Origin of the sequence: Nocardia sp. NPDC058518 (assembly GCF_042719655.1) — a bacterium.
Classification (GTDB): Bacteria; Actinomycetota; Actinomycetes; order Mycobacteriales; family Mycobacteriaceae; genus Nocardia.
The window spans coordinates 83531-103370 of sequence record NZ_JBHXNJ010000016.1 but is presented as its reverse complement, the minus strand read 5'-3'; the positions used below and the strand labels follow the sequence as shown (position 1 = coordinate 103370).

At 68.3% G+C, this 19840-nt stretch carries 13 protein-coding genes and 1 tRNA gene; 7 read left to right on the top strand and 7 right to left on the bottom strand.

Annotation, left to right across the window (positions count from 1 at the left end):
- Nucleotides 1-88: 88 nt before the first annotated feature.
- Nucleotides 89-170: transfer RNA gene (locus ACFWPX_RS25165), tRNA-Leu, on the bottom strand.
- Nucleotides 171-543: 373 nt separating this feature from the next.
- Here ACFWPX_RS25165 and ACFWPX_RS25160 point away from each other — a divergent pair.
- A complete protein-coding gene (locus tag ACFWPX_RS25160) occupies nt 544-9867 on the top strand; it encodes a fatty acid synthase subunit beta domain-containing protein (protein WP_378929575.1) in 9324 nt (3107 codons plus the stop codon).
- Nucleotides 9868-9878: 11 nt separating this feature from the next.
- Complete coding sequence (locus tag ACFWPX_RS25155; RefSeq protein ID WP_378918359.1) at nt 9879-10307, top strand: holo-ACP synthase; 429 nt, start codon at nt 9879-9881, stop codon at nt 10305-10307.
- Nucleotides 10308-10320: 13 nt separating this feature from the next.
- Here the strand turns inward: ACFWPX_RS25155 and ACFWPX_RS25150 are convergent, their stop codons facing one another.
- The gene (locus ACFWPX_RS25150) at nt 10321-10941 is read right to left on the bottom strand and encodes a TetR/AcrR family transcriptional regulator (RefSeq protein WP_082844012.1); all 621 of its coding nucleotides are present in this window, start codon (nt 10939-10941) and stop codon (nt 10321-10323) included.
- Between the two features lie 373 nt (nt 10942-11314).
- On the opposite strand from ACFWPX_RS25150, the gene tnpB reads away from it, so the two are divergent.
- Both tnpB and ACFWPX_RS25140 read left to right on the top strand, forming a co-directional pair.
- Nucleotides 11315-12787, top strand: a complete 1473-nt coding sequence (gene tnpB / locus ACFWPX_RS25145; RefSeq protein ID WP_378929573.1) for an IS607 family element RNA-guided endonuclease TnpB — start codon at nt 11315-11317, stop codon at nt 12785-12787.
- 50 nt (nt 12788-12837) lie between these two features.
- Nucleotides 12838-14058 carry a hypothetical protein gene (locus tag ACFWPX_RS25140; RefSeq protein WP_378929571.1) on the top strand — a complete coding sequence of 407 codons (1221 nt, stop codon included), beginning with the start codon at nt 12838-12840 and terminating at the stop codon, nt 14056-14058.
- Between the two features lie 216 nt (nt 14059-14274).
- On the opposite strand, the gene ACFWPX_RS25135 is transcribed toward ACFWPX_RS25140, so the two are convergent.
- Nucleotides 14275-15063, bottom strand: coding sequence for an ABC transporter permease (locus tag ACFWPX_RS25135; RefSeq protein WP_378918353.1), 789 nt, complete (start codon nt 15061-15063; stop codon nt 14275-14277).
- Between the two features lie 20 nt (nt 15064-15083).
- Nucleotides 15084-16052 (bottom strand): ATP-binding cassette domain-containing protein, encoded by a 969-nt coding sequence (locus tag ACFWPX_RS25130; RefSeq protein WP_378929568.1) that lies wholly within the window; start codon nt 16050-16052, stop codon nt 15084-15086.
- A gap of 109 nt (nt 16053-16161) precedes the next feature.
- On the opposite strand from ACFWPX_RS25130, the gene ACFWPX_RS25125 reads away from it, so the two are divergent.
- Entirely contained in the window at nt 16162-16887 is a 726-nt protein-coding gene (locus ACFWPX_RS25125) for a TetR/AcrR family transcriptional regulator (protein ID WP_378929565.1), read from the top strand.
- Here the strand turns inward: ACFWPX_RS25125 and bcp are convergent, their stop codons facing one another.
- On the bottom strand, nt 16888-17361 hold the full coding sequence (bcp, locus tag ACFWPX_RS25120) for a thioredoxin-dependent thiol peroxidase (RefSeq protein WP_378918347.1): 474 nt from the start codon (nt 17359-17361) through the stop codon (nt 16888-16890). It lies immediately after the preceding gene.
- A 75-nt stretch (nt 17362-17436) separates the two neighbouring features.
- Between bcp and ACFWPX_RS25115 the strand changes: the two genes are divergently transcribed.
- Complete coding sequence (locus tag ACFWPX_RS25115; RefSeq protein ID WP_378918345.1) at nt 17437-17670, top strand: DUF3618 domain-containing protein; 234 nt, start codon at nt 17437-17439, stop codon at nt 17668-17670.
- 69 nt (nt 17671-17739) lie between these two features.
- On the opposite strand, the gene ACFWPX_RS25110 is transcribed toward ACFWPX_RS25115, so the two are convergent.
- Both ACFWPX_RS25110 and ACFWPX_RS25105 read right to left on the bottom strand, forming a co-directional pair.
- Nucleotides 17740-18036: an excalibur calcium-binding domain-containing protein gene (locus ACFWPX_RS25110; protein WP_101464065.1), complete on the bottom strand. Its 297-nt coding sequence runs from the start codon at nt 18034-18036 to the stop codon at nt 17740-17742.
- A 135-nt stretch (nt 18037-18171) separates the two neighbouring features.
- Entirely contained in the window at nt 18172-19149 is a 978-nt protein-coding gene (locus ACFWPX_RS25105) for a pirin family protein (protein ID WP_378929562.1), read from the bottom strand.
- 66 nt (nt 19150-19215) lie between these two features.
- Here ACFWPX_RS25105 and ACFWPX_RS25100 point away from each other — a divergent pair, with 66 nt between their 5' ends.
- Nucleotides 19216-19680, top strand: coding sequence for a MarR family winged helix-turn-helix transcriptional regulator (locus ACFWPX_RS25100; RefSeq protein ID WP_378929559.1), 465 nt, complete (start codon nt 19216-19218; stop codon nt 19678-19680).
- Nucleotides 19681-19840 lie beyond the last annotated feature (160 nt).

The following is a 19840-nucleotide window of genomic DNA, read 5'->3' as shown; positions in this document are numbered from 1 at the left end:
TCTGCCGCATCTACGTGCTCGAGTGGTGCGATAGGGGCTCTCCACCACGTTTTTGCGTCATATCTGACATAAAAACGTGCAAGAGAAGTGCGCGAGAGGGGACTTGAACCCCTACGTCCGTGGACACCAGAACCTAAATCTGGCGCGTCTGCCAATTTCGCCACTCGCGCTTGGATATGTACGACCGTCCAAACTCTACCGGGCGAATCGGGCTGCGCGAAGCGTTGGGGCGGCGTGGCGTACTCGTGGGTAACACTACCTGGGACTATAACGATTCGGTAAACCTCAATGTGAGGGGCACTCATGTTTGAGAATCCCGGTAACAGGCTGGACCTGCGTGTTCAAACATGAGGCTGTGTCATGTTTCAGATGATTCTGGTACGGACGTACGGAAATACTGGACGGTAGCCATCGGCGGGGGCAGAAACGTGAGGCTTTCCTCATGATTTTGTGCGATTGTGGCTCTCAACAGGCCCGAGGGGCTGCCGGATACGTGTGCGTGCCGTCGGTGGGCGACACGCCAGGAGAAGGAAGTCGAGCGTCTTGACGATCAACGAGAGCACCGAAATCGGCACGGAAGCGACCATGAAGACGAATGGTCGTGGCCCGGCGAGAGGTGTCCGCGCGGCGCTGCTGGAGCAGCTGCGCAACGGGGCGGGATACGCGTTGGCGTTCGGTGGACAGGGTGCGCAGTGGCTGCGCGAGCTCGAGGAGATCGGGCGCGACAGTGCGCTGGAGCCCGAGCTGACCGCGCTGGTCAATGACGCGTCCGCGCTGATCGAGCCGGTTGCGACACAGTTGCTGGTCGTGCGCCCCGGTGGTTTCGATCCGATGGGCTGGGTGCTCGAGAGCGAGCTCGACGAGCCGGAGGAGCCCTCCTCGGCACCCGCGGACTCGGTGCTGCGGTCGGTGGCTGTTTCCATGCCTGGTGTGCTGCTGGCCCAGCTCGCCGCGACCAGGGCGTTGCGGTTGCAGGGTCTCGACATGGCCGAGCACGCGCCCGTCGCGATCGTCGGACATTCGCAGGGGCTGTTCGCCGCCGCCGCGGTCGAAGCGGGCGGCACGCGTGACGCGGAGCTGCTGGCCATCGCCCAGCTCGTCGGTGCGGCCGCCGGGCTCGTCGCGCGCAGGCGTGGACTGATGCCGGTGGGCGAGCGCTCGCCGATGGTCGCGGTGTCGAATGTGGACCCGGAACAGCTGCGGGCGATCGTCACCGAGGTCGCCGTGGGGGTCGATCCCGCGACCGCCGCGGTCGTGTCGATCCGCAACGGCCGCCGGCGCGTCGTGCTCTCGGGTGCGCCCGCGCAGATCGATCGGGTGCGCACGCGTTGCGCGCAGCTGCACGACGAGCAGACCCGTGAGCGTGAGAGCAAGGCCCGCGGTGGCGCGGTATTCGCGCCCGTGTTCGAGGACATCTCCGTCGACGTCGCCTTCCATCACCCGGCGCTGGCCGAAACCGTCGAACTGGTCGCGGGCTGGGCCCGCCAGTGCGAGATCGACGCCGACCTCGCCGCCGCCCTGACCCAGCAGGTACTCGTCGACCCGATCGACTGGGTCGCCACCGTCGACGCCGTGGTCGACGCGGGCGCGCAGTGGATCCTCGACCTCGGCCCCGGCGACCTGCTCTCGCGGGTGACCGGCGGTTCGCTCAAGGGCACCGGCGTCGGCGTGATCGCGGCCGCCACCCGCGCCGGTCAGCGCAGCCTGCTCACCCCGGGCGCCGCGCCAGAGCCGTCGACGCCGTGGTCGGCCTTCGCGCCGAAGCCGGTGCGCCTGCCCAACGGCCGCATCGTCGTCGAGACCTCCTTCACCAAGCTCACCGGTCGCTCGCCGATCCTGCTGGCGGGCATGACCCCGACCACCGTCGACGCGAAAATCGTCGCGGCCGCGGCCAATGCGGGGCACTGGGCCGAGCTGGCCGGTGGCGGACAGGTGACCGAGCAGATCTTCGCCGACCGGATGACCGAGCTGCGTCAGCTGCTCCAGCCGGGTCGCGCGGTGCAGTTCAACTCACTGTTCCTCGATCCCTACCTGTGGAAGTTGCAGCTGGGCGGCAAGCGGCTGGTGCAGAAGGCGCGGGCGGCGGGTGCGCCGATCGACGGCGTGATCGTCACCGCGGGCATCCCCGAACTCGACGAAGCCGTCGCGCTGATCGGTGAGCTGTCCGAGGCCGGCATCAGCCACGTCGCGTTCAAGCCGGGCACCGTCGCCCAGATCAAGGCCGTCCTGCGCATCGCCGACGCCGTGCCGGACTACCCGGTGATCATGCACATCGAAGGCGGCAAGGCCGGCGGGCACCACTCCTGGGAAGACCTCGACGACCTGCTGCTGGCCACCTACGCCCAGCTGCGCGGCCACGCCAACGTGGTGATCTGCGTCGGCGGCGGCATCGGTACCCCCGAGCGCGCCACCGACTACCTCACCGGCACCTGGTCCACCGGCTACGGCTACCCGCTCATGCCGCTCGACGGTGTGCTCGTCGGCACCGCGGCCATGGCCACCCTCGAAGCGACCACCGCGCCCGAGGTGAAGCAGCTGCTCGTCGACACCCCCGGCACCCCCGACTGGGTCGGTGCGGGTACCGCCAGTGGCGGAATGGCCTCCGGGCGAAGCCAACTGGGCGCCGATATCCACGAGATCGACAATGCCGCCTCGCGCACCGGCCGCCTGCTCGACGAGGTCGCCGGCGATGCCGACGCCGTGGCGAGCCGTCGCGCCGAGATCATCGCTGCGCTCGACGCCACCGCCAAGCCCTACTTCGGCGACATCGCCACCATGACCTACCAGCAGTGGCTGGAACGCTATGTCTCCCTCGCTGTGACGAGTGAGGTGCCGATCTCGTTCGATTGCGGCAGCGATATCGGTGACGCGATCCGCGACGCCACCCGCTCGGACTGGCTCGACATCAGCTGGCGCGACCGGTTCGCGGAGATGATGCGCCGCACCGAATCCCGGCTCAACCCGGCCGACAGCGGCGAGATCGAAACCCTGTTCGCCGACGACGAAGCCTTCGAGCACCCGGTGCAGGCGCTGTGCGCGCTGAAGAAGCAGTACCCGACCGTCGCCGACACCGTGCTGCACCCGGCCGATGTGCCGTTCTTCGTCTCGCTGTGCAAGACGCCGGGCAAGCCGGTGAACTTCGTGCCTGTCGTCGACGCCGATGTGCGGCGCTGGTGGCGTTCGGATTCGCTGTGGCAGGCCCATGATCCGCGCTACTCGGCCGATCAGGTGTGCGTCATCCCCGGCACCGTCGCCGTCGCCGGTATCACCCGGGTGGACGAGCCGGTCGGCGAGCTGCTCGACCGCTTCGAACAGGACACCGCGTACAGCCTGGTCAGGGCCGGTGTCGTGCCCGAGCCGGTGGACGCGCGTCGCGCCGCGGGCGTCGTCGCGGGTCCGATCGACACCGTGCTCGCCGCCCCCGACGTGCAGTGGGCCGGGCGTACCACAATCAACCCGGTGCACCGCCTCGGCGAGATCTCCGAGTGGACCATCGAGCAGGGGAGTGCGGTGCACCACGGCACCGGCGCCACCCTGACCGAAACCACCGGTCCCGAAGCCGAATTCAGCTATGTGGAGCTGACGGTGCCGCTCGCCCGCGACAACGTCCGGATCCGCATCACCGTGCCCGCCAGCGTGTATTCCGGTGGCGCGCCGGTGATCACCGAGGCCGATGCCGAAGTCGCGATGTCGGCACTGCTCGGCGTGGCCGCCGGGAAGGCGCTGCCCGAGGTGAAAGCCGGTGTGGCACACCTCAACCTGGCGTGGATGCCGGATCTGATCGCCGACCATGCCGGGGTCACCGGCTCGGGTCTGCCAGACACCCTCAGCACCCTCGGCCGTACCGCCCCTGATGTGCTGGTCGGTGCCTGCTGGCCCGCGGTGTTCGGCGTGCTCGGCGCGGCCCGCACCCCGGTGGGTGGTTCCGTCATCGAGGGCATGCTCGACCTGGTCCACCTGGACCATCAGATCGACCTGCTCGACGAACTGCCTTCGGAGACGAGCATTCTCGTCGTCCGTGCCGAGGGCGGCGCGGTGGTCGACACCGACATGGGCCGCGTGGTCGAGGTCGTGGTGCACGTCGGCCTGATCCTCGACCAGGGACTCGACGCCACCCCGCTGGCCCGCCTCGTCGAACGGTTCGCCATCCGCGGCCGCAACGGCGCGGGCGAGCTCACCGATCCGCCGCGCGCGGCCGGTGCGGTCTCCGACGACGCCACCGACACCCCGCGCCGCCGTCGCCGCGATGTCAGCATGGCCGCCCCGCGCGCCATGCACGCCTTCGCCGCGGTCTCCGGCGACCACAACCCGATCCACACCTCCGATGCCGCCGCCAAGCTGGCAGGCCTCGGCAGCCCGATCGTGCACGGCATGTGGCTCTCGGCCGCCGCCCAGCACGCGGTGGTCGCGGTGGATCCCGAAAGCTCCGTTCCCGCACGCACTCTCACGGCATGGACCACCCGGTTCCTCGGCATGGTGCGCCCCGGCGCGACCGTGGACGTGCGGGTGGAGCGGATCGCGGTGGACGCGGGCGCCGAGATCGTCGAGGTCTCCTGCCGCGTCGACGGTGACCTGGTCATGACCGCGACCGGGCGCACCGCCGCCCCGAAGACCGTGTACGCCTTCCCGGGCCAGGGCATCCAGCGCAAGGGGATGGGCCTGGACGCGCTGACCCGCTCGAAGGCGGCCAAGCGGGTGTGGGAGCGTGCCGACGCGCACACCCGCGAAGCCCTCGGTTTCTCGATCCTGGCGGTGGTGCGCGACAACCCGACCTACCTCAAGGCGCGCGGCGTCGAACACCGGCACCCGGACGGCGTGCTGCACCTGACCCAGTTCACCCAGGTCGCCATGGCCACCCTCGGCGTTGCCCAGGTCGCCGAGCTGCGCGAAGCGGGCGCGTTCGTCGAAGGCGCGATGCTGGCCGGTCACTCGGTCGGTGAGTACAACGCCCTCGCCGCCGTCGCCGGTGTGCTGCCCCTGGAGGCGGTGCTCGAGGTGGTGTTCCAGCGTGGCTCGGCCATGCACGAGCTGGTCCCGCGTGACGCGCAGGGCCGCAGCGACTACCGGATGGCCGCCATCCGCCCGTCGCAGATCGGGCTGCCCGACGCCGAGGTGATCGACTTCGTCAACGGCATCGGCGCCCAGACCGGTGAATTCCTCGAGGTGGTGAACCTGAACCTGCGCGGCTCCCAGTACGCCATCGCGGGCACGGTCGCCGGACTCGAGGCGCTCGAGACCGAAATCGACCGCCGCCGTGCCGAATTCGGTGGCAAGCGGGCCTTCATCCTGGTGCCCGGCATCGACGTGCCGTTCCACTCCTCGGTGCTGCGCGACGGTGTGCCGGAGTTCCGCCACAAGCTCGAGCAGCTGCTGCCCGCCGAGGTGCACCCGGAAGTCCTGGTCGGGCGCTACATCCCGAACCTGGTGCCCCGGCCGTTCTCCCTCGACCGCGCGTTCCTCACCGAGATCGCCGAACTCGTGCCGTCGGAGCCGCTCGTGGCCGTGCTGGCTGATTTCGACAGCTGGGCGCAGCGCGATGCCGAGCTGTGCCGCGTGGTGCTGATCGAGCTGCTGGCATGGCAGTTCGCCAGCCCGGTGCGCTGGATCGAGACCCAGGACCTGCTGTTCACCGACACCGCGCACGGTGGTCTCGGCGTCGAACGGTTCGTCGAGATCGGCCTCGGCGCCACCCCGACCGTGGCGAACCTGGCCTCGCAGACGCTGAAGCTGCCCGCGTTCGGCGGGGCGACCGTGGAGGTCGTCAACGTCGAACGTGACGCGGCCGTCGTCTACTCCACCGACACCGATCCGGCGCCGGTCGAGGACATCGACGACACCCCCGCCGAGGCCACGGCCGCGCCGGCCGCGGCACCTGTTGCCGCCGCCGCTCCGGTCTCCACCGGCGGCCCGCGCCCCGACGACATCGCCTTCAGCGCCGCCGACGCCACCCGTGTGCTCATCGCGCTGTGGACCAAGCTGCGCATGGACCAGATCGGCCCGGTCGACACCATCGAGGGCCTCTGTGACGGTGTCTCCTCGCGGCGCAACCAGCTGCTCGTCGACCTCGGTGCCGAACTCTCCCTCGGTGCCATCGACGGTGCCGCCGACGCCGACATGGGCGCACTGGCCGCCACCGTCGAACGCCTGGCCCGCACCTACAAGCCCTTCGGCACCGTGCTCACCGACGCCATCGGCGACCACCTGCGCAAGGTCTTCGGCCCGTCGGGCAAGCGGCCCGCCGCCATCGCCGACCGGGTCAAGAAGGTCTGGGAACTCGGCGACGGCTGGGCCAGCCACGTTACCGCCGAGGTCTCGCTCGGCACCCGGGAAGGTGCCAGCGTGCGCGGCGGCGACCTCGGCGGTCTCGCCGCCGGTGCGCTCAGCGACGCGGCGTCGGTGGACGCGGCCATCGACGCGGCCGTGCAGGCTGTGGCCGCACGACGCGGTGTCGCGGTCTCGATGCCCTCGGCGGGTGGCGCGGCAGGCGGCACCGTCGACGCGGCGGCGCTCGGCGAGTTCACCGAGCAGATCACCGGACGCGACGGCGTGCTCGCCACCGCGGCGCGTGTGGTGCTCGAACAGCTCGGCCTCAGCGAGAAGATGAGCGCTCCCGAAGCGACTCCGGACACGCTCGTCGACCTCGTCTCGGCCGAATTGGGTTCGGACTGGCCGCGTTTGGTCGCGCCCGCGTTCGATGCCCGCAAGGCCGTTCTCATCGACGACCGCTGGGCCACCGCCCGCGAGGACCTCGCGAAGATGTGGCTCGGCGACGACGCCACCACCGCGGAGCAGTCGATCGACGGTTTCGCCGGTGCCGGTGACGCTGTTGCCGCCCAGGCGAACTGGTGGCGGCAGCGGGCCATGCACGAGGCCCGTTCGGTGCTGGCCGGGGTGTACGCCCAGATCGCGAAGGCCGCGCTCGACACCACCGAGCCGGGTCTGTGGTCCGACGACCTCGCCGTGATCACCGGTGCCAGCAAGGGTTCCATCGCGGCGGCGGTCACCGGCAAGCTCCTCTCCGGCGGTGCGACCGTGGTGGTCACCACCTCCGGGCTCAACGACGAGCGGTTGCGGTTCTACCGCTCGCTCTACCGCGACAACGCCCGCCACGGTGCGGCGCTGTGGGTGGTCCCGGCCAATATGGCCTCCTACCAGGACCTCGACGCGCTGATCGAGTGGGTCGGCACCGAACAGGTCGACAACGCCGGTGGCGCCAAGATCAAGGTCAAGGACGCCATGACCCCGACGATGCTGCTGCCGTTCGCGGCACCGCGCGTCGCCGGTGACCTCGCCGACGCGGGCGCCCGCGCCGAAATGGAAATGCGTGTGCTGCTCTGGTCGGTGGAACGGCTGATCGGCGGCCTGTCCGCGATCGGCGCCGACCACGACGTCGATGCGAAACTGCATGTGGTGCTGCCGGGTTCGCCCAACCGCGGCCTCTTCGGTGGCGACGGCGCCTACGGCGAGTCCAAGGCCGCGCTCGACGCGGTGGTCTTGAAGTGGAAGGCCGAGAAGTCCTGGGCGGCACGGGTGACGCTGGTGCACGCGCTGATCGGCTGGGTGCGCGGCACCGGGCTGATGGGCCACAACGACCCCATGGTCGAGGCCGTGGAGAAAGCGGGCGTGCACACCTGGTCGACCACCGAGATGGCCGACGAACTGCTCAAGTGGTGCACCTCGCGTGCTCGCCAGGTGACGATCACCGCCCCGCAGCAGATCGACCTCACCGGTGGTCTGGCGCGTGCCAAGCTCGACCTGCCCGCGCTCGCCAAGCAGGCGCAGGAGGCCGCGGCCGAGCAGATCGAGGAAGCCTCGACCGCCGCGACCATCGCCGCGCTGCCCGCACCGCCCACCCTGAGTTCGGCACTGCCCGTGCCGGAGTGGGGTCAGGTCACCGCGGATCTCAGCGACATGATCGTCATCGTCGGCGCGGGTGAGCTCGGCCCGTACGGCTCCTCGCGCACCCGCTTCGAGATGGAGGTCGAAGACAAGCTCTCGGCCGCAGGCGTGCTCGAACTGGCCTGGACCACCGGTCTGATCCGCTGGGAGAACGAACCAAAGCCCGGCTGGTACGACACCGAGTCCGGTGACTTCGTGCCCGAAGCCGAGGTCGCGGAGCGTTACCACGACACCGTCGTCGAACGCTGCGGCGTGCGCCGCTACGAAGACGACGGCGCCATGCTCGACAACGCGGCCCCGCTGCTCACCTCGGTGTTCCTCGATCAGGACCTGTCGTTCACCGTCGCGGGTGAGGCGGAGGCACGGGCCTTCCACACCGCCGATCCCGAGCACACCGTCATCGCGCCGGTCGCCGATTCCAACGACTGGACCGTGACCCGTCAGGCGGGCACCGAGATCCGGGTGCCGCGCAAGGCGAAGCTCTCGCGCGTGGTCGGTGGCCAGATCCCGACCGGCTGGGATCCCACCATCTGGGGTGTCTCGGCCGACATGGCCGCTTCGATCGACCGGGTCGCGCTGTGGAACATCGTCTGCACCGTCGACGCGTTCGTCGGCGCGGGCTTCAGCCCCGACGAGCTGATGAGCTGGGTGCACCCGAGCCTGGTGGCCAACACCCAGGGCACCGGCATGGGCGGCATGTCCTCGATGCGCTCGCTCTACGTCGACAACCTGCTCGGCGAACCGCGCCCGAACGACATCCTGCAGGAGGCACTGCCCAACGTCGCCCTGGCGCACGTGGTGCAGTCCTACGTGGGCAGCTACGGCGCCATGGTGCACCCGGTCGCGGCCTGCGCCACGGCGGCGGTGTCGGTGGAGGAAGCCGTCGACAAGATCCGGCTCGGCAAGGCCGAGGTCGTGGTCGCCGGTGGTTTCGACGACCTCGGTATCGAAGGCATCGTCGGCTTCGGTGACATGTCGGCCACCGCCGACTCGGCGACCATGCGCGCCAAGGGAATCAGCGACCGCTACTTCTCCCGCGCCAACGATCGCCGGCGCGGTGGGTTCGTCGAATCCCAGGGCGGCGGCACCGTGCTGCTGGCCCGCGGTGACGTGGCCGTGGAGATGGGTCTGCCGGTGCTCGGCGTCATCGCCTTCGCCCAGTCCTTCGCCGACGGCGTGCACACCTCCATCCCGGCACCGGGCCTCGGCGCACTGGGTGCGGGGCGTGGCGGCAGCGAGTCGCGACTGGCGGCCGAACTGCGCAAGCTCGGCGTGACCCCCGACGACATCGCGGTGATCTCCAAGCACGACACCTCCACCGCGGCCAACGATCCCAACGAGTCGGAGCTGCACGAGCGGCTCGCGGGCGCGCTGGGTCGTACCGACGGCGCACCGCTGTTCGTGGTCTCGCAGAAGAGCCTCACCGGCCATGCGAAGGGCGGCGCGGCGGCGTTCCAGCTCATCGGCCTGTGCCAGGTGCTGGAAAACGGTGTGGTGCCGCCGAACCGGAGTCTGGACTGCGTCGACGAGAAGATGGCCGACTACCCGCATCTGGTGTGGGCGCGCGAGCCGCTGCGCTTCGGTGAGAAGTTCGCGCTGAAGGCGGGTCTGGTGACCTCGCTCGGCTTCGGTCACGTGTCCGGTCTGCTCGCGGTGGTCCATCCGCAGGCGTTCCTGGCCGCGATCGAACCGGCCGCGCGCGCCGAGTACCAGGAGCGGGCGCAGACGCGTCAGCTCGCGGGCAGGCAGCGGTTCGCCGAGGCCATGTGCGGCGGGTCGGCACTGTACGAGAAGCCCGCCGATCGACGGCTTGGCGCCGACGGCACGCCGGCCAAGCAGATTCGTCAGCTCGAGGCCGACATGCTGCTCTCGCCGCAGGCACGCCTGGACCGCGACGGCGTCTACAGCGCGAACGGATGGGGTTGCGGCACCGGGCAAATCGCTCCGCAGCCGACCGAAGCGTCGTAGGCTGCCGCTTCGTGACGATTCTCGGTATCGGCTTGGACTTGGTAACCATCTCCGAGTTCTCCGAACAGCTGCAACGGCCCGGGTCGACCATGCTCAGGGAGACATTCACCGCTGGTGAACGTCGCTACTGCCAGAGCAAGCAAACCGACCCGGACCGCAGCTTCGCCGCACGCTGGGCCGCGAAGGAGGCGGTGCTCAAAGCCTGGGCATCGTCTCGCTTCGCCCGCAGCCCACAGATCGGCGACAACCCCTACCCGCTCATCGAAGTCGTCAACGACGCGTGGGGCAGACCGAGCATCAAACTCCACGGCCTCGCCGCGGAGTTCCTGCCCCGCGTACGAGTGCACCTGTCCCTGACCCACGACGGTGACACCGCCGCCGCCATGGTCGTGCTGGAGGACCCGGGCGAGTTGGCCGATCTGATCGACGGCCGGGGCTAGAAATCGCGAACCGCTACTTCTCCTCGGCGGTTCGCGATTCTTTTTCGGCGACGAGCAGATACGCCACCATCAGCCGCTTGAGTTCGGCGACGGCATCGGTGTTCGATTGATCTTCCTGCACCGAGAAATTCAGCATCGAATACACGACGTGCACCAGTACCTCGGCCATCATCGTGCGCCGGGCGCGCGGGGTGCGCGGGGTCAGCGGCCGCAGCATCTGCGAGACGACCGCGGCGAATTCCTTCTCGTGCAGCGCGCCCGTGGCCCGCGTGGACGGGGTCGACTGCATCGCCAGCCACACTTCGCGCCGTGACGGGTCGGTGGTCCACAGGTTCGCCATGTGGTCGACGAACTGATTCATGTGCCGCAACCAGTCCAGCGAGGGCACTTCACCGTGGAAGTCGGCCAGCTCGCGGGAAACCGCAACCAGGTCTTGTCGATTGAGCTCGCAGACGATCACGTACTTGTTGGCGAAGAACTGGTACAGGGTGCCGATCGGCACCTCGGCGCGCTGCGCGACCTCTTCGCAGGTGAACGATTCGAACCCCACCTCGACCAGCAGCTCGCGCGAAGACGCCAGCAGGGCGTCGAATTTGCGCTTGCTGCGCTCCTGCGTCGGCCGCTTGCGCGGCATCAACTCCTGCGGGTCGTCCTGCAATTCCAGCGCAGGGTCCGGACGGCTCTGCGGTGACCGGGCCTGCGCGTGTACTTCCACCCATCCAGGCTAGCGGTATACACACATCCGCGACACGCCTCTACCGACAGCGTGTCAACAACTGGCTGAAATCCCGACCCATCCATGCCCTGACCGGTGACGAATCATCAGATAAGTGTGCGTCTATCTGCACGCTTATTCGCGGTGATCTTCTTGCCGTACCCGATCTCGAACGGCTGGGGACTGACGGCGGCTTGGTTCGCTGTCACGGTTCGGAACTGGCCAGATCGCTCTGGCGTGGTGGCGTGTGTTGGTGACTGACGACGAAACCTGGGGAAGGAGTTGATTGCTAGTGGCTAGGTTCGATATCCCCGACGGATGGACAGTGCAGGCCTACCGATTCGCGATCGACCCGACCCAGCAACAACACACAATGCTCCGATCTCATTGCGGGGCAGCCAGGTTCGCGTTCAACCACATGCTCACCCTCGTCACAGCGGTGATGGATCAACGCGCCGCGGAACGCAGCTACGGCATAGCTGACACCGATTTGACCCCGTCGATCGGCTGGTCACTACCCAAGCTCCGCAAAATCTGGAACCAGCGCAAACACGAGTACGCGCCGTGGTGGGCCGAGAACTCGAAAGAGGCCTACAACACCGGACTCGACGCCCTCGCACGGTCCCTGGACAACTGGGCCATCTCCCGAACCGGCCTGCGGGCAGGTAAACCGGTCGGGTTCCCGAGATTCAAGACGGCGGCCCGGTCCCGACCATCGGTCCGGTTCACCACCGGAACGATCCGGGTCGAATCGGACCGCCGCCACATCGTCTTGCCACGGCTCGGGCGGCTCAGAACACACGAGTCCACCCGAAAGCTCGCCCGCCGTGTCGAGGCGGGGTCCGCGCGAATCCTGTCTGCGACTCTGTCGCAGGACTCACGTTGCCGCTGGTATGTGTCGTTCCAGACACTCATCGCGGGCAAGATCCGTCCCGTGCATGCGCGGCGGTCACCTGACCCAGTGGTCGGCGTGGATGTCGGTGTCAAAGCCGACGCCCTGCTCGTGGTCGCGGCTCCCGACGGCCGTGAGTTGTGGCGGGTTCCGGCCCCGAAACCGTTGGCGGCGTCGCGGGCCCGGCTGAGGGCGTTGCAACGCCGGGCTGCACGTCAACACGGCCCGTACGACTCGGTCACGAAAACAAGGCGGCTGCCGTCGAAGCGGTGGCAAGCCACCACCGCTCGGATAGGCCGTACTCACGGGCGTGCCGCCGCGATCCGTCGGGATGTTCTACACAAGGCGACCACGACCTTGGCTCAGCAACATCAGGTCATCACCGTGGAGACGTTGAACGTGGCCGGGATGCGATCGGCGGGTGGTGCCCGGAAGAAGGGTATGAACCGAGCGCTCGCTGATGCGGCGTTGGCGCAGATCCGGCAGATGCTCTCGTATAAGACCAGATGGTATGGGTCGGACCTGGTGGAAGCTGATCGGTGGTTTCCGAGTTCGAAGACGTGTTCGGGGTGTGGTGGGCGAAAGCCAAACCTGACCCTCGCCGACCGCGTCTATGAGTGTGAACACTGCGGTGTTTCGATCGATCGTGATCGCAATGCCGCGATCAACCTCGCCCGACTCGGCGACACCCAGTCAAGCGTGGGTGAACAGGGTCCCGCCGACAGTGGGTCGGCGGCAGGACGTGGAGCCAGGCAGGAGACCGATCCTACGCAAGTAGGGGACGCGGCCGGCTGTGAAGCGTCCACCCGGCTCTACACCACCAGTGGTGGTGGTAAGGCCGGGACCGTCGCCTCGGAAGGGATGGCTGCCTGATGGGCGCGCACACGCATTTGCTCACCAAAAGGTAACGGAAGGCAAGACTTGTGGCAGCAGGATCTGTGGTAACCCTCGGCGTCAGCACCGAACGGGGAGCCGTGCACGCGGTGGCGTTCGCCGAATCGGGCGTCACCCTCACGGATCGGATGCTGCTGCGGCGCACCGTCCGTGCCAATGGCGACGGTAAGTCCGAAGTGGCGGTGGCGGTACACACCGCACTCGACGCGATCGCCGCCGAACTCGATGACGAGCACGAGATCGCCGGGGTGGCGGTGAGTTACCGCGACGCGAACGAGCGCCGCGCGATCGTCACCCGGCTGGCGGAAACCGAATGGCGCACGGCCTCGCTGGTTTCGGCGAAGTCGGCGCATCTGTTCGTCGCGGGCGCGATGACCTGGCTCGACGAGTTCGAGAATCTACTCGTCTACGAGGCGGTGCCCGGCTACCAGGCGATGACGCTGATCGACCCCGGTCGCCATCGTGTGCTCGCCGCCTACTCGCAGACCGGTGCGCCCACGCCCGACGCGCTGCGCACCGGTGTGTCCGCGGCGTGGGACCAGTTCGAGGCGGCGTCGGTGAAGCCCGGCGCGGTGGTGCTGGTGGGTTCGTCGTCGGACGCGCCCGCGGTGCGCGACGCGGTCGCCGGATTCGGGGTGCCGGTGCTGCCCTGCCGGCTGGCGCCGTTCGCGCCCGCCGCCGGAGCCGCGCTGGTCGCGCTCGGCGACACGGTCGTGGTGCCGATCCAAACCGGCTCGCGATCCAAGCGGGGGACCGCGATGGTCGCCGCGGCCGCCAGTGTGCTCGCGGGCGGGCTCGTCGCGGGTGGTTCGTATGCGGTGATGAACGGCGGGACCCCTGCGGTCGACAACACCGCCGTGTCGTCGGAGCCCGGCGTCGCGTCGGCGCCGATGATTCCGCAAGCCCCCCAGACACACGAAGCCGCCTCGGTGGAGACCGGGTCGAGCGGCGGGGTGGGTTCCGGCAGCGGTTTGCAGGTGAGTCCGGCGGAGGAGTCGGCCACCTCGCCGTACGAGACGGTGTCGCCGAACCCGCAACTGGTGAACCCGGGCGAGTTCCCGCTCGACTACCCGACCCAGCTGTACGGCGATGCACCAGAGGAGGATCCGCTGCCGCTCGAACCGGTCGCGCCTTCCGTGCCGCAGATCCCCGCCGCGGCACCGACGCTGCCCGGAACCGGCATCCCGCTCACCATGCAGCCTGCGCAGGGTATTACGCCGGAGGGCCCGTACACGGCATCGGCCGACTGATAGTTCCCGCAGTGAGGGGGGGGGGGCCGGGGGGGGGCCCCCCCCCGGTTTGTGTCCCGGGGGGGGGCGGCGGGCCGCACTACCCCCGCCGCGCGCCCCCCCCCCCCCCCGACCCCCTGCGCTGGTTATCCCGCCGCGGGCCCGGAACCCGCAACGGCCCTACTGTTCGTCCCCGCTGTGGGGGGGCCGGGCGGGGGCCCCCCCCCCTCACTGTTTTCAGACGCTGGTGCGACGGCGGAACAGAACTCCCGCCGCGACGTACCCGCCCAGCGCGATACCCGCGCACCACAGCACCGCGAGCAACCCGCTGTCGCCGATCGGCGTGCCCATCAACAACCCGCGTATCGTCTCGATGACCGGGGTCACCGGCTGATTCTCGGCGAACCAGTGCAGCGAGACCGGCATCGACTCGGTCGGGACGAACGCGCTGCTCACATAGGGCAGGAACATGAACACGAACGTGAAGCCGTTCGCCGCCTCGGGGTTTCGGGCGAGTAGACCGAGCGCCGCGGACAACCACGACAACGCGAACACGAACATCGCGAGCACCCCGACGACGCCCAGCCAGCGCAACGGGTCGGTGGTCGGCCGGAAGCCGAGGGCGATCGCGAGCCCGATCACGATTCCCGAGGTGAGCAGATTGCGGATCACGCTCTCGGCGACGTGGCCGGTGAGCATCGCCGAGCGGGCGATGGCCATGGCACGGAACCGGTCGATGATGCCGTCGGCCAGATCGGTGGACAGCGCGACCGCGGTCGTCGACGCACCGAATCCCGCGCACAGCAGGATGATTCCGGGCACCACATAGTCGATGTAGGCGCCGGGGCCGACGTCCATCGCCCCGCCGAAGACATAGACGAACATCAGCAGGATGATCACGGGCAGCGCGATCGTCATGATCATCGTGTCGGGACTGCGCAGGGTGTGCCGGATATTGCGGTCCAGCATCGTGGCCGAATCCTGGACTGTGCGCAGCGTGCGCCGGCTGGGCGACAAAGTGGACATGGTGTGTCTCGTTTCGATGTTCAGGCGACCGAGGCGGCGCTGCGGGGTTGACCGGTCAAGGCGAAGAAGACGTCGTCGAGGTCGGGGGTGTGCACGGTGAGCTGCTCGATCGCGATGCCGAGGTCGGCGAAGCGGTCGAGCAGCTGCTTCATCTCGCTCGCGCTGCCGTCGGAGGGCACCTGCAGGGTCAGTTGCTCGGGATCGACCTGGGTGCCCGCGGCGGACGCGGTGTCGACAGCCTTCGCGGCGGACGCGAGCTGGTGGTGATCGGCGAAGCTCAGCCGGATGTGCCCGCCGGGGACCAGACGCTTGAGTTCGGCCGGGGTGCCGTCGGCGACGACGCGGCCGTTGTCGAGCACGGCGATCCGGTCGGCCAGCTGATCGGCCTCCTCCAGATACTGCGTGGTGAGGAAGATCGTCGTCCCGTTGGACGCGAGTTCCCTGATCCCCGTCCACAGGTCGCGGCGGCTGCGTGGATCGAGGCCGGTGGTCGGCTCGTCGAGGAAGACGATGCGCGGTCGGCCCATCAAGCTCATCGCCAGATCCAGCCGACGCCGCATACCGCCGGAATAGCCGTTCACCGGTCGTTCGGCGGCGTCGGCGAGTTCGAAACGGTCGAGAAGCTCCGCGGTGCGGCGCCTGGTCTCGGCCGCCCCCAGATGCAGCAGTCGGCCGGTCAGGCGCAGGTTCTCGGTTCCGGTCAGCACGAGGTCGACGGCGGCGTACTGGCCGGTGACGCCGATCAGCCTGCGCACGGTGTCACCGGCGTGGACGGGGTCGTGGCCGAAGACGCGCACCTGGCCGCCATCGGGTCGGATCAGGGTGGCCAGGATGCGGACCAGTGTCGTCTTGCCCGCGCCGTTCGGGCCGAGCAGCGAGAAGACCGTCCCCGCCGGAATGTCGAGGTCGAGGTCATCGAGGACGACGTGGGTGCCGTAGGTCTTTCGCAACCGGCTGACGGTGAGGGCGGGCACGGAATCGGGTGCCATGATTTCTCCGATCGAGAAACTGTTTATGCTGTAGAGACAGTTTATACTGTAATCAGTTCCTTGGCGCAAGAGCGTGCACCGCTAGAGTCGACGCGAGCGGAGGAGGACGATGACGACACCCGGCGATCCGGCGCTGCCGAAAGCTGTCCAGTTGATGTGGGGCCTGCACGAACCGGGCGGTCGTGGACCCAAGCGGGCACTGACCCTCGACCAGATCCTGGACGCCGCCATCGAGGTGGCCGATGCGGAGGGCTATGCGGCACTGTCGATGAACCGGGTCGCCAAGCAACTCGGCTTCACCGCCATGTCGCTGTACCGCTACGTCGACAGCAAGACCATGCTGGTGAATCTGCTGGTCGACCGGGTCGTCGGGCAACCACCCGCCGTGGTGGGCGGCGCGGCGTGGCGGGAGGGTTTGCGGCAGTGGGCGCTGGCAGAGTTCGAGATCATCGGTATCCACGAGTGGTGGGTGGATATCCCGCAGAGTGGACCGCCGATGGGTCCGAACAGTATTGCCTGGCTCGATGCCGGTCTACAGGCACTCCGTGCGCAACCCCTGCCGGAACCGATCAAACTCCAGTTGGTGATGAACCTGTCGATGTTCGTGGTCGGCAGGCGACGGGCGGCCCGCGACTTGCGTATCGGCGAGGGGGCCGCCTTCACCACGATCATGGCCACGATGATCGATCCCGTCCGCTTTCCCGCGATGTCGGCCGCCCTCGCCGGTGCGGCCTTCGATAACGAGGAAATCAATTGGGAACAGGCCGATTTTGAATTCGGCCTGGCCCGACTGCTCGACGGTTACGAGGTGTTCATCGCCACGTTCGGCGACTGACTACACCGACAGATCGCGGCGCAACTTGGCGACGTGGCCGGTGGCCCGGACGTTGTACTGGGCAACCTCGATCTTGCCCTTCTCGTCGACCACGAAGGTCGAGCGGATCACGCCCGTCACGGTCTTGCCGTACATCATCTTCTCGCCGAACGCGCCCCATTCTTTGAGCACCTCGCGCTCGGGGTCGGAGAGCAACGGGAAGGTCAGGCCCTCGTTGTCGCGGAACTTGGCCAGCTTGGCGGGCTTGTCGGGCGAGATGCCGATGACCTCGAGGCCGGCGCCGCCGAGCTCGGTCAGGTTGTCGCGGAAATCGCAGGCCTGCTTGGTGCAGCCGGGGGTACTGGCGGCCGGGTAGAAATAGACGATCACCTTGCGGCCGCGGTAGTCCGACAGCGACACGTCGTTGCCGTCGGCGTCGGGCAGCGTGAATTCGGGAGCGGTGTCTCCGGGGGAGAGGCGATGGTTGTCGGTCACCACCGCACGGTAACCGACCGGGCCGGTCGAGGGCATGGATAGACTCGGTGCCGAGCAGTAGACATATACCTGGAGGTGACGGTGGCCAAGGACGACACCGACCGGATCGAACGCGAGATCGAGATCGCGCGTACCCGGTTGGCGACCACGCTCGACGAACTGGCGGTGCGCGCCGATCCGCAACGGATCGCGGACGACACCAAGAATATGGTGGTCGCCAAGTTGAACGAGCCGAAGGTCAAATACACGCTGATCGGAGCGGGCGCCCTCGTGGCCGGCCTGGTCCTGATCAAGATCTTCCGCCGCTGAATCAGCCGGCCGGACAACAAAAAACACCCGATGTGCCAACGAGTCACATCGGGTGTTTTTTTGTGCTTATTACTGCGTGGGGCAGGCCAGGCCGTCGCCATCGGGATCGAGGTGCGGCGAGTAGCCCGCCTCACCGCGGAACAGCGGCGCGCGGCCCGCGGCCATCGCATCGTCGCAGCTACGGAACGCCCCACCGGCCGAACCGGACTGGACCAGGTTGGCCGAGCCGGTGGCTCCGAGAATGGAGTCGAAGCTGGACGAACCGGTGCCCGCCGAGCCCGCGAACGGGTTGGCGTGGGCGACGGGTGCGGCGATCAGGGCGAGCCCTACGGCGGCAAGGCTGACGGTGAGCCGGCGAACGTTCATGAATTCCTCTATGTCTGCTGCGGTTCGGGTGTGGTCGCGGCCACGATGATGGCCGGTAGGCCCCGTCCACCTTGGTGACGGGGCGTCCGATTGTCAACCGCACGGGGAGGGGGATTCGCCGCGAGTCGTGGTCGGTTATTCGCCCAGCCGGTGTCCGGTCAGGTGTTCGGCCGGGATGGTGCCCATTCGGCCCGCGTTGAAATCCTCCATCGCGTCGATGATTTCCTGGCGAGTGTTCATGACGAACGGACCGTATTGAATCACCGGTTCGCGCAAGGGAGTTCCGCCGAGGAGCAGGACCTCGAGATCGCCGGTGGTGCTGTGCTGGGTGAGGTCGGCGGTCAGGGTGATGGCGTCGCCCTTGCCGAAGACCACCAGTTGCCCGGCGCTGATCGGCCTGCGATCGACGCCGACCGTGCCGCTGCCCGACAGCACATAGGCCATCGCGGTGAAGTCCTTCGGCCATGGTGTTTCCAGCTGGGCGCCGGGCACGAGCGAGGCGTGGGCGTAGGCGATCGGGGTGTAGGTGGAACCGGGGCCCGCGAATCCGGCGACCTCACCGGCGATGACGCGCACGAGCGCACCGCCGTCGTGCGAGCTGACCAGGGTCAGTTCACTCGCGCGCAGGTCCTGGTAGCGCGGGGTGGCGAACTTGTTCGATCGCGGCAGGTTCACCCACAGCTGGATTCCGTGAAACGTGCCGCCGGAGATCACGAGCTTCTCCTCGGGCAGTTCGTCGTGCAGCATGCCGGAGCCCGCGGTCATCCACTGTGTGTCGCCCTCGCCGATCACGCCGCCACCACCTTGGGAATCGTGGTGGACCATGGTGCCGTCGAGCATGTACGTGACGGTTTCGAAGCCGCGGTGTGGATGCCACGGCGCGCCCTTGGCCTCGTACGGCTCGTAGGCCACCGGGCCCATCTGGTCGAGCAGGATGAACGGGTCGGCCGAGCGCAGGTCGACGCTGGGGAACGGCCGGGTCACCTCGAATCCGGCACCTTCCTGCTGGCGCGCGGCGGTGACGATCTGGCGAACCGGACGCTGGGTCTCGGTGACATCGGGACGGGGCAGCCGGGGCAGCACCATGATGTCGTCGACGGTGATAGCTGGCATGGGGTGCCTCCTGGGTGCTACGTAGTTGGTTTCCATGTCAACCAACTACGTTCTAGAATCATTCCCGTGCCCCGATGGTTGTCCGAAGAAGAGCAGCAGACCTGGCAGTCCTACATCCTGATGCGCCAGCGACTGGACGCCGTCCTGGCCGCGGGCCTGGCCGAACACGGACTATCAATGGCCGACTACGAGCTGTTGGTGCCGCTGTCGGCGACACCCGAGGGATGTCTGCGGGCCAAGGAGCTCGCCGCAAAGGTCTGCTGGGACAAGTCCCGGTTGTCCAAGCAGCTGGCCCGGATGGCCACGCGTGGACTCGTCGCTCGGGTGCCCGCCGAGGACGACGCGCGCGGAATCGTCGTCTCGCTGACCGAGGCCGGACGCGAGGTGTTGCGCGAAGCCGCGCCCGAGCACGTCGAATTGGTGCGGGAGTTGTTCATCGACCGGATGACCGATGCGGAAAGCGCGGCGATCCGCTCGCTGGCCGCGAAGGTGACAGCGGCAGGCGAGGCCCGAAGCGATTCGGCCGGTTAACGATTCAGGCCCACAGCCCGATGCGCAGTGGACAGAGCTCGAACTTCGCACGCAGGGGTGGTGCATGAAGGCAGCCGGGTTCATCGTTTCAATGGGCATGCTGTGCGCGGTGTCGGTCAGATGATGCTGCGTGGTTGTCCTCGCTGCAGACCCCGCCCCC

Excerpts from the sequence above, each read along its gene's own strand:
- ACFWPX_RS25105 (WP_378929562.1), bottom strand. The coding sequence starts at position 19,149 with ATGCCAGCTATCACCGTCGACGACATCATGGTGCTGCCCCGGCTGCCC.
- ACFWPX_RS25150 (WP_082844012.1), bottom strand. The coding sequence starts at position 10,941 with ATGCCGCGCAAGCGGCCGACGCAGGAGCGCAGCAAGCGCAAATTCGAC.
- ACFWPX_RS25110 (WP_101464065.1), bottom strand. The coding sequence starts at position 18,036 with ATGAACGTTCGCCGGCTCACCGTCAGCCTTGCCGCCGTAGGGCTCGCC.
- ACFWPX_RS25130 (WP_378929568.1), bottom strand. The coding sequence starts at position 16,052 with ATGGCACCCGATTCCGTGCCCGCCCTCACCGTCAGCCGGTTGCGAAAG.
- ACFWPX_RS25125 (WP_378929565.1), top strand. The coding sequence starts at position 16,162 with ATGACGACACCCGGCGATCCGGCGCTGCCGAAAGCTGTCCAGTTGATG.
- ACFWPX_RS25135 (WP_378918353.1), bottom strand. The coding sequence starts at position 15,063 with ATGTCCACTTTGTCGCCCAGCCGGCGCACGCTGCGCACAGTCCAGGAT.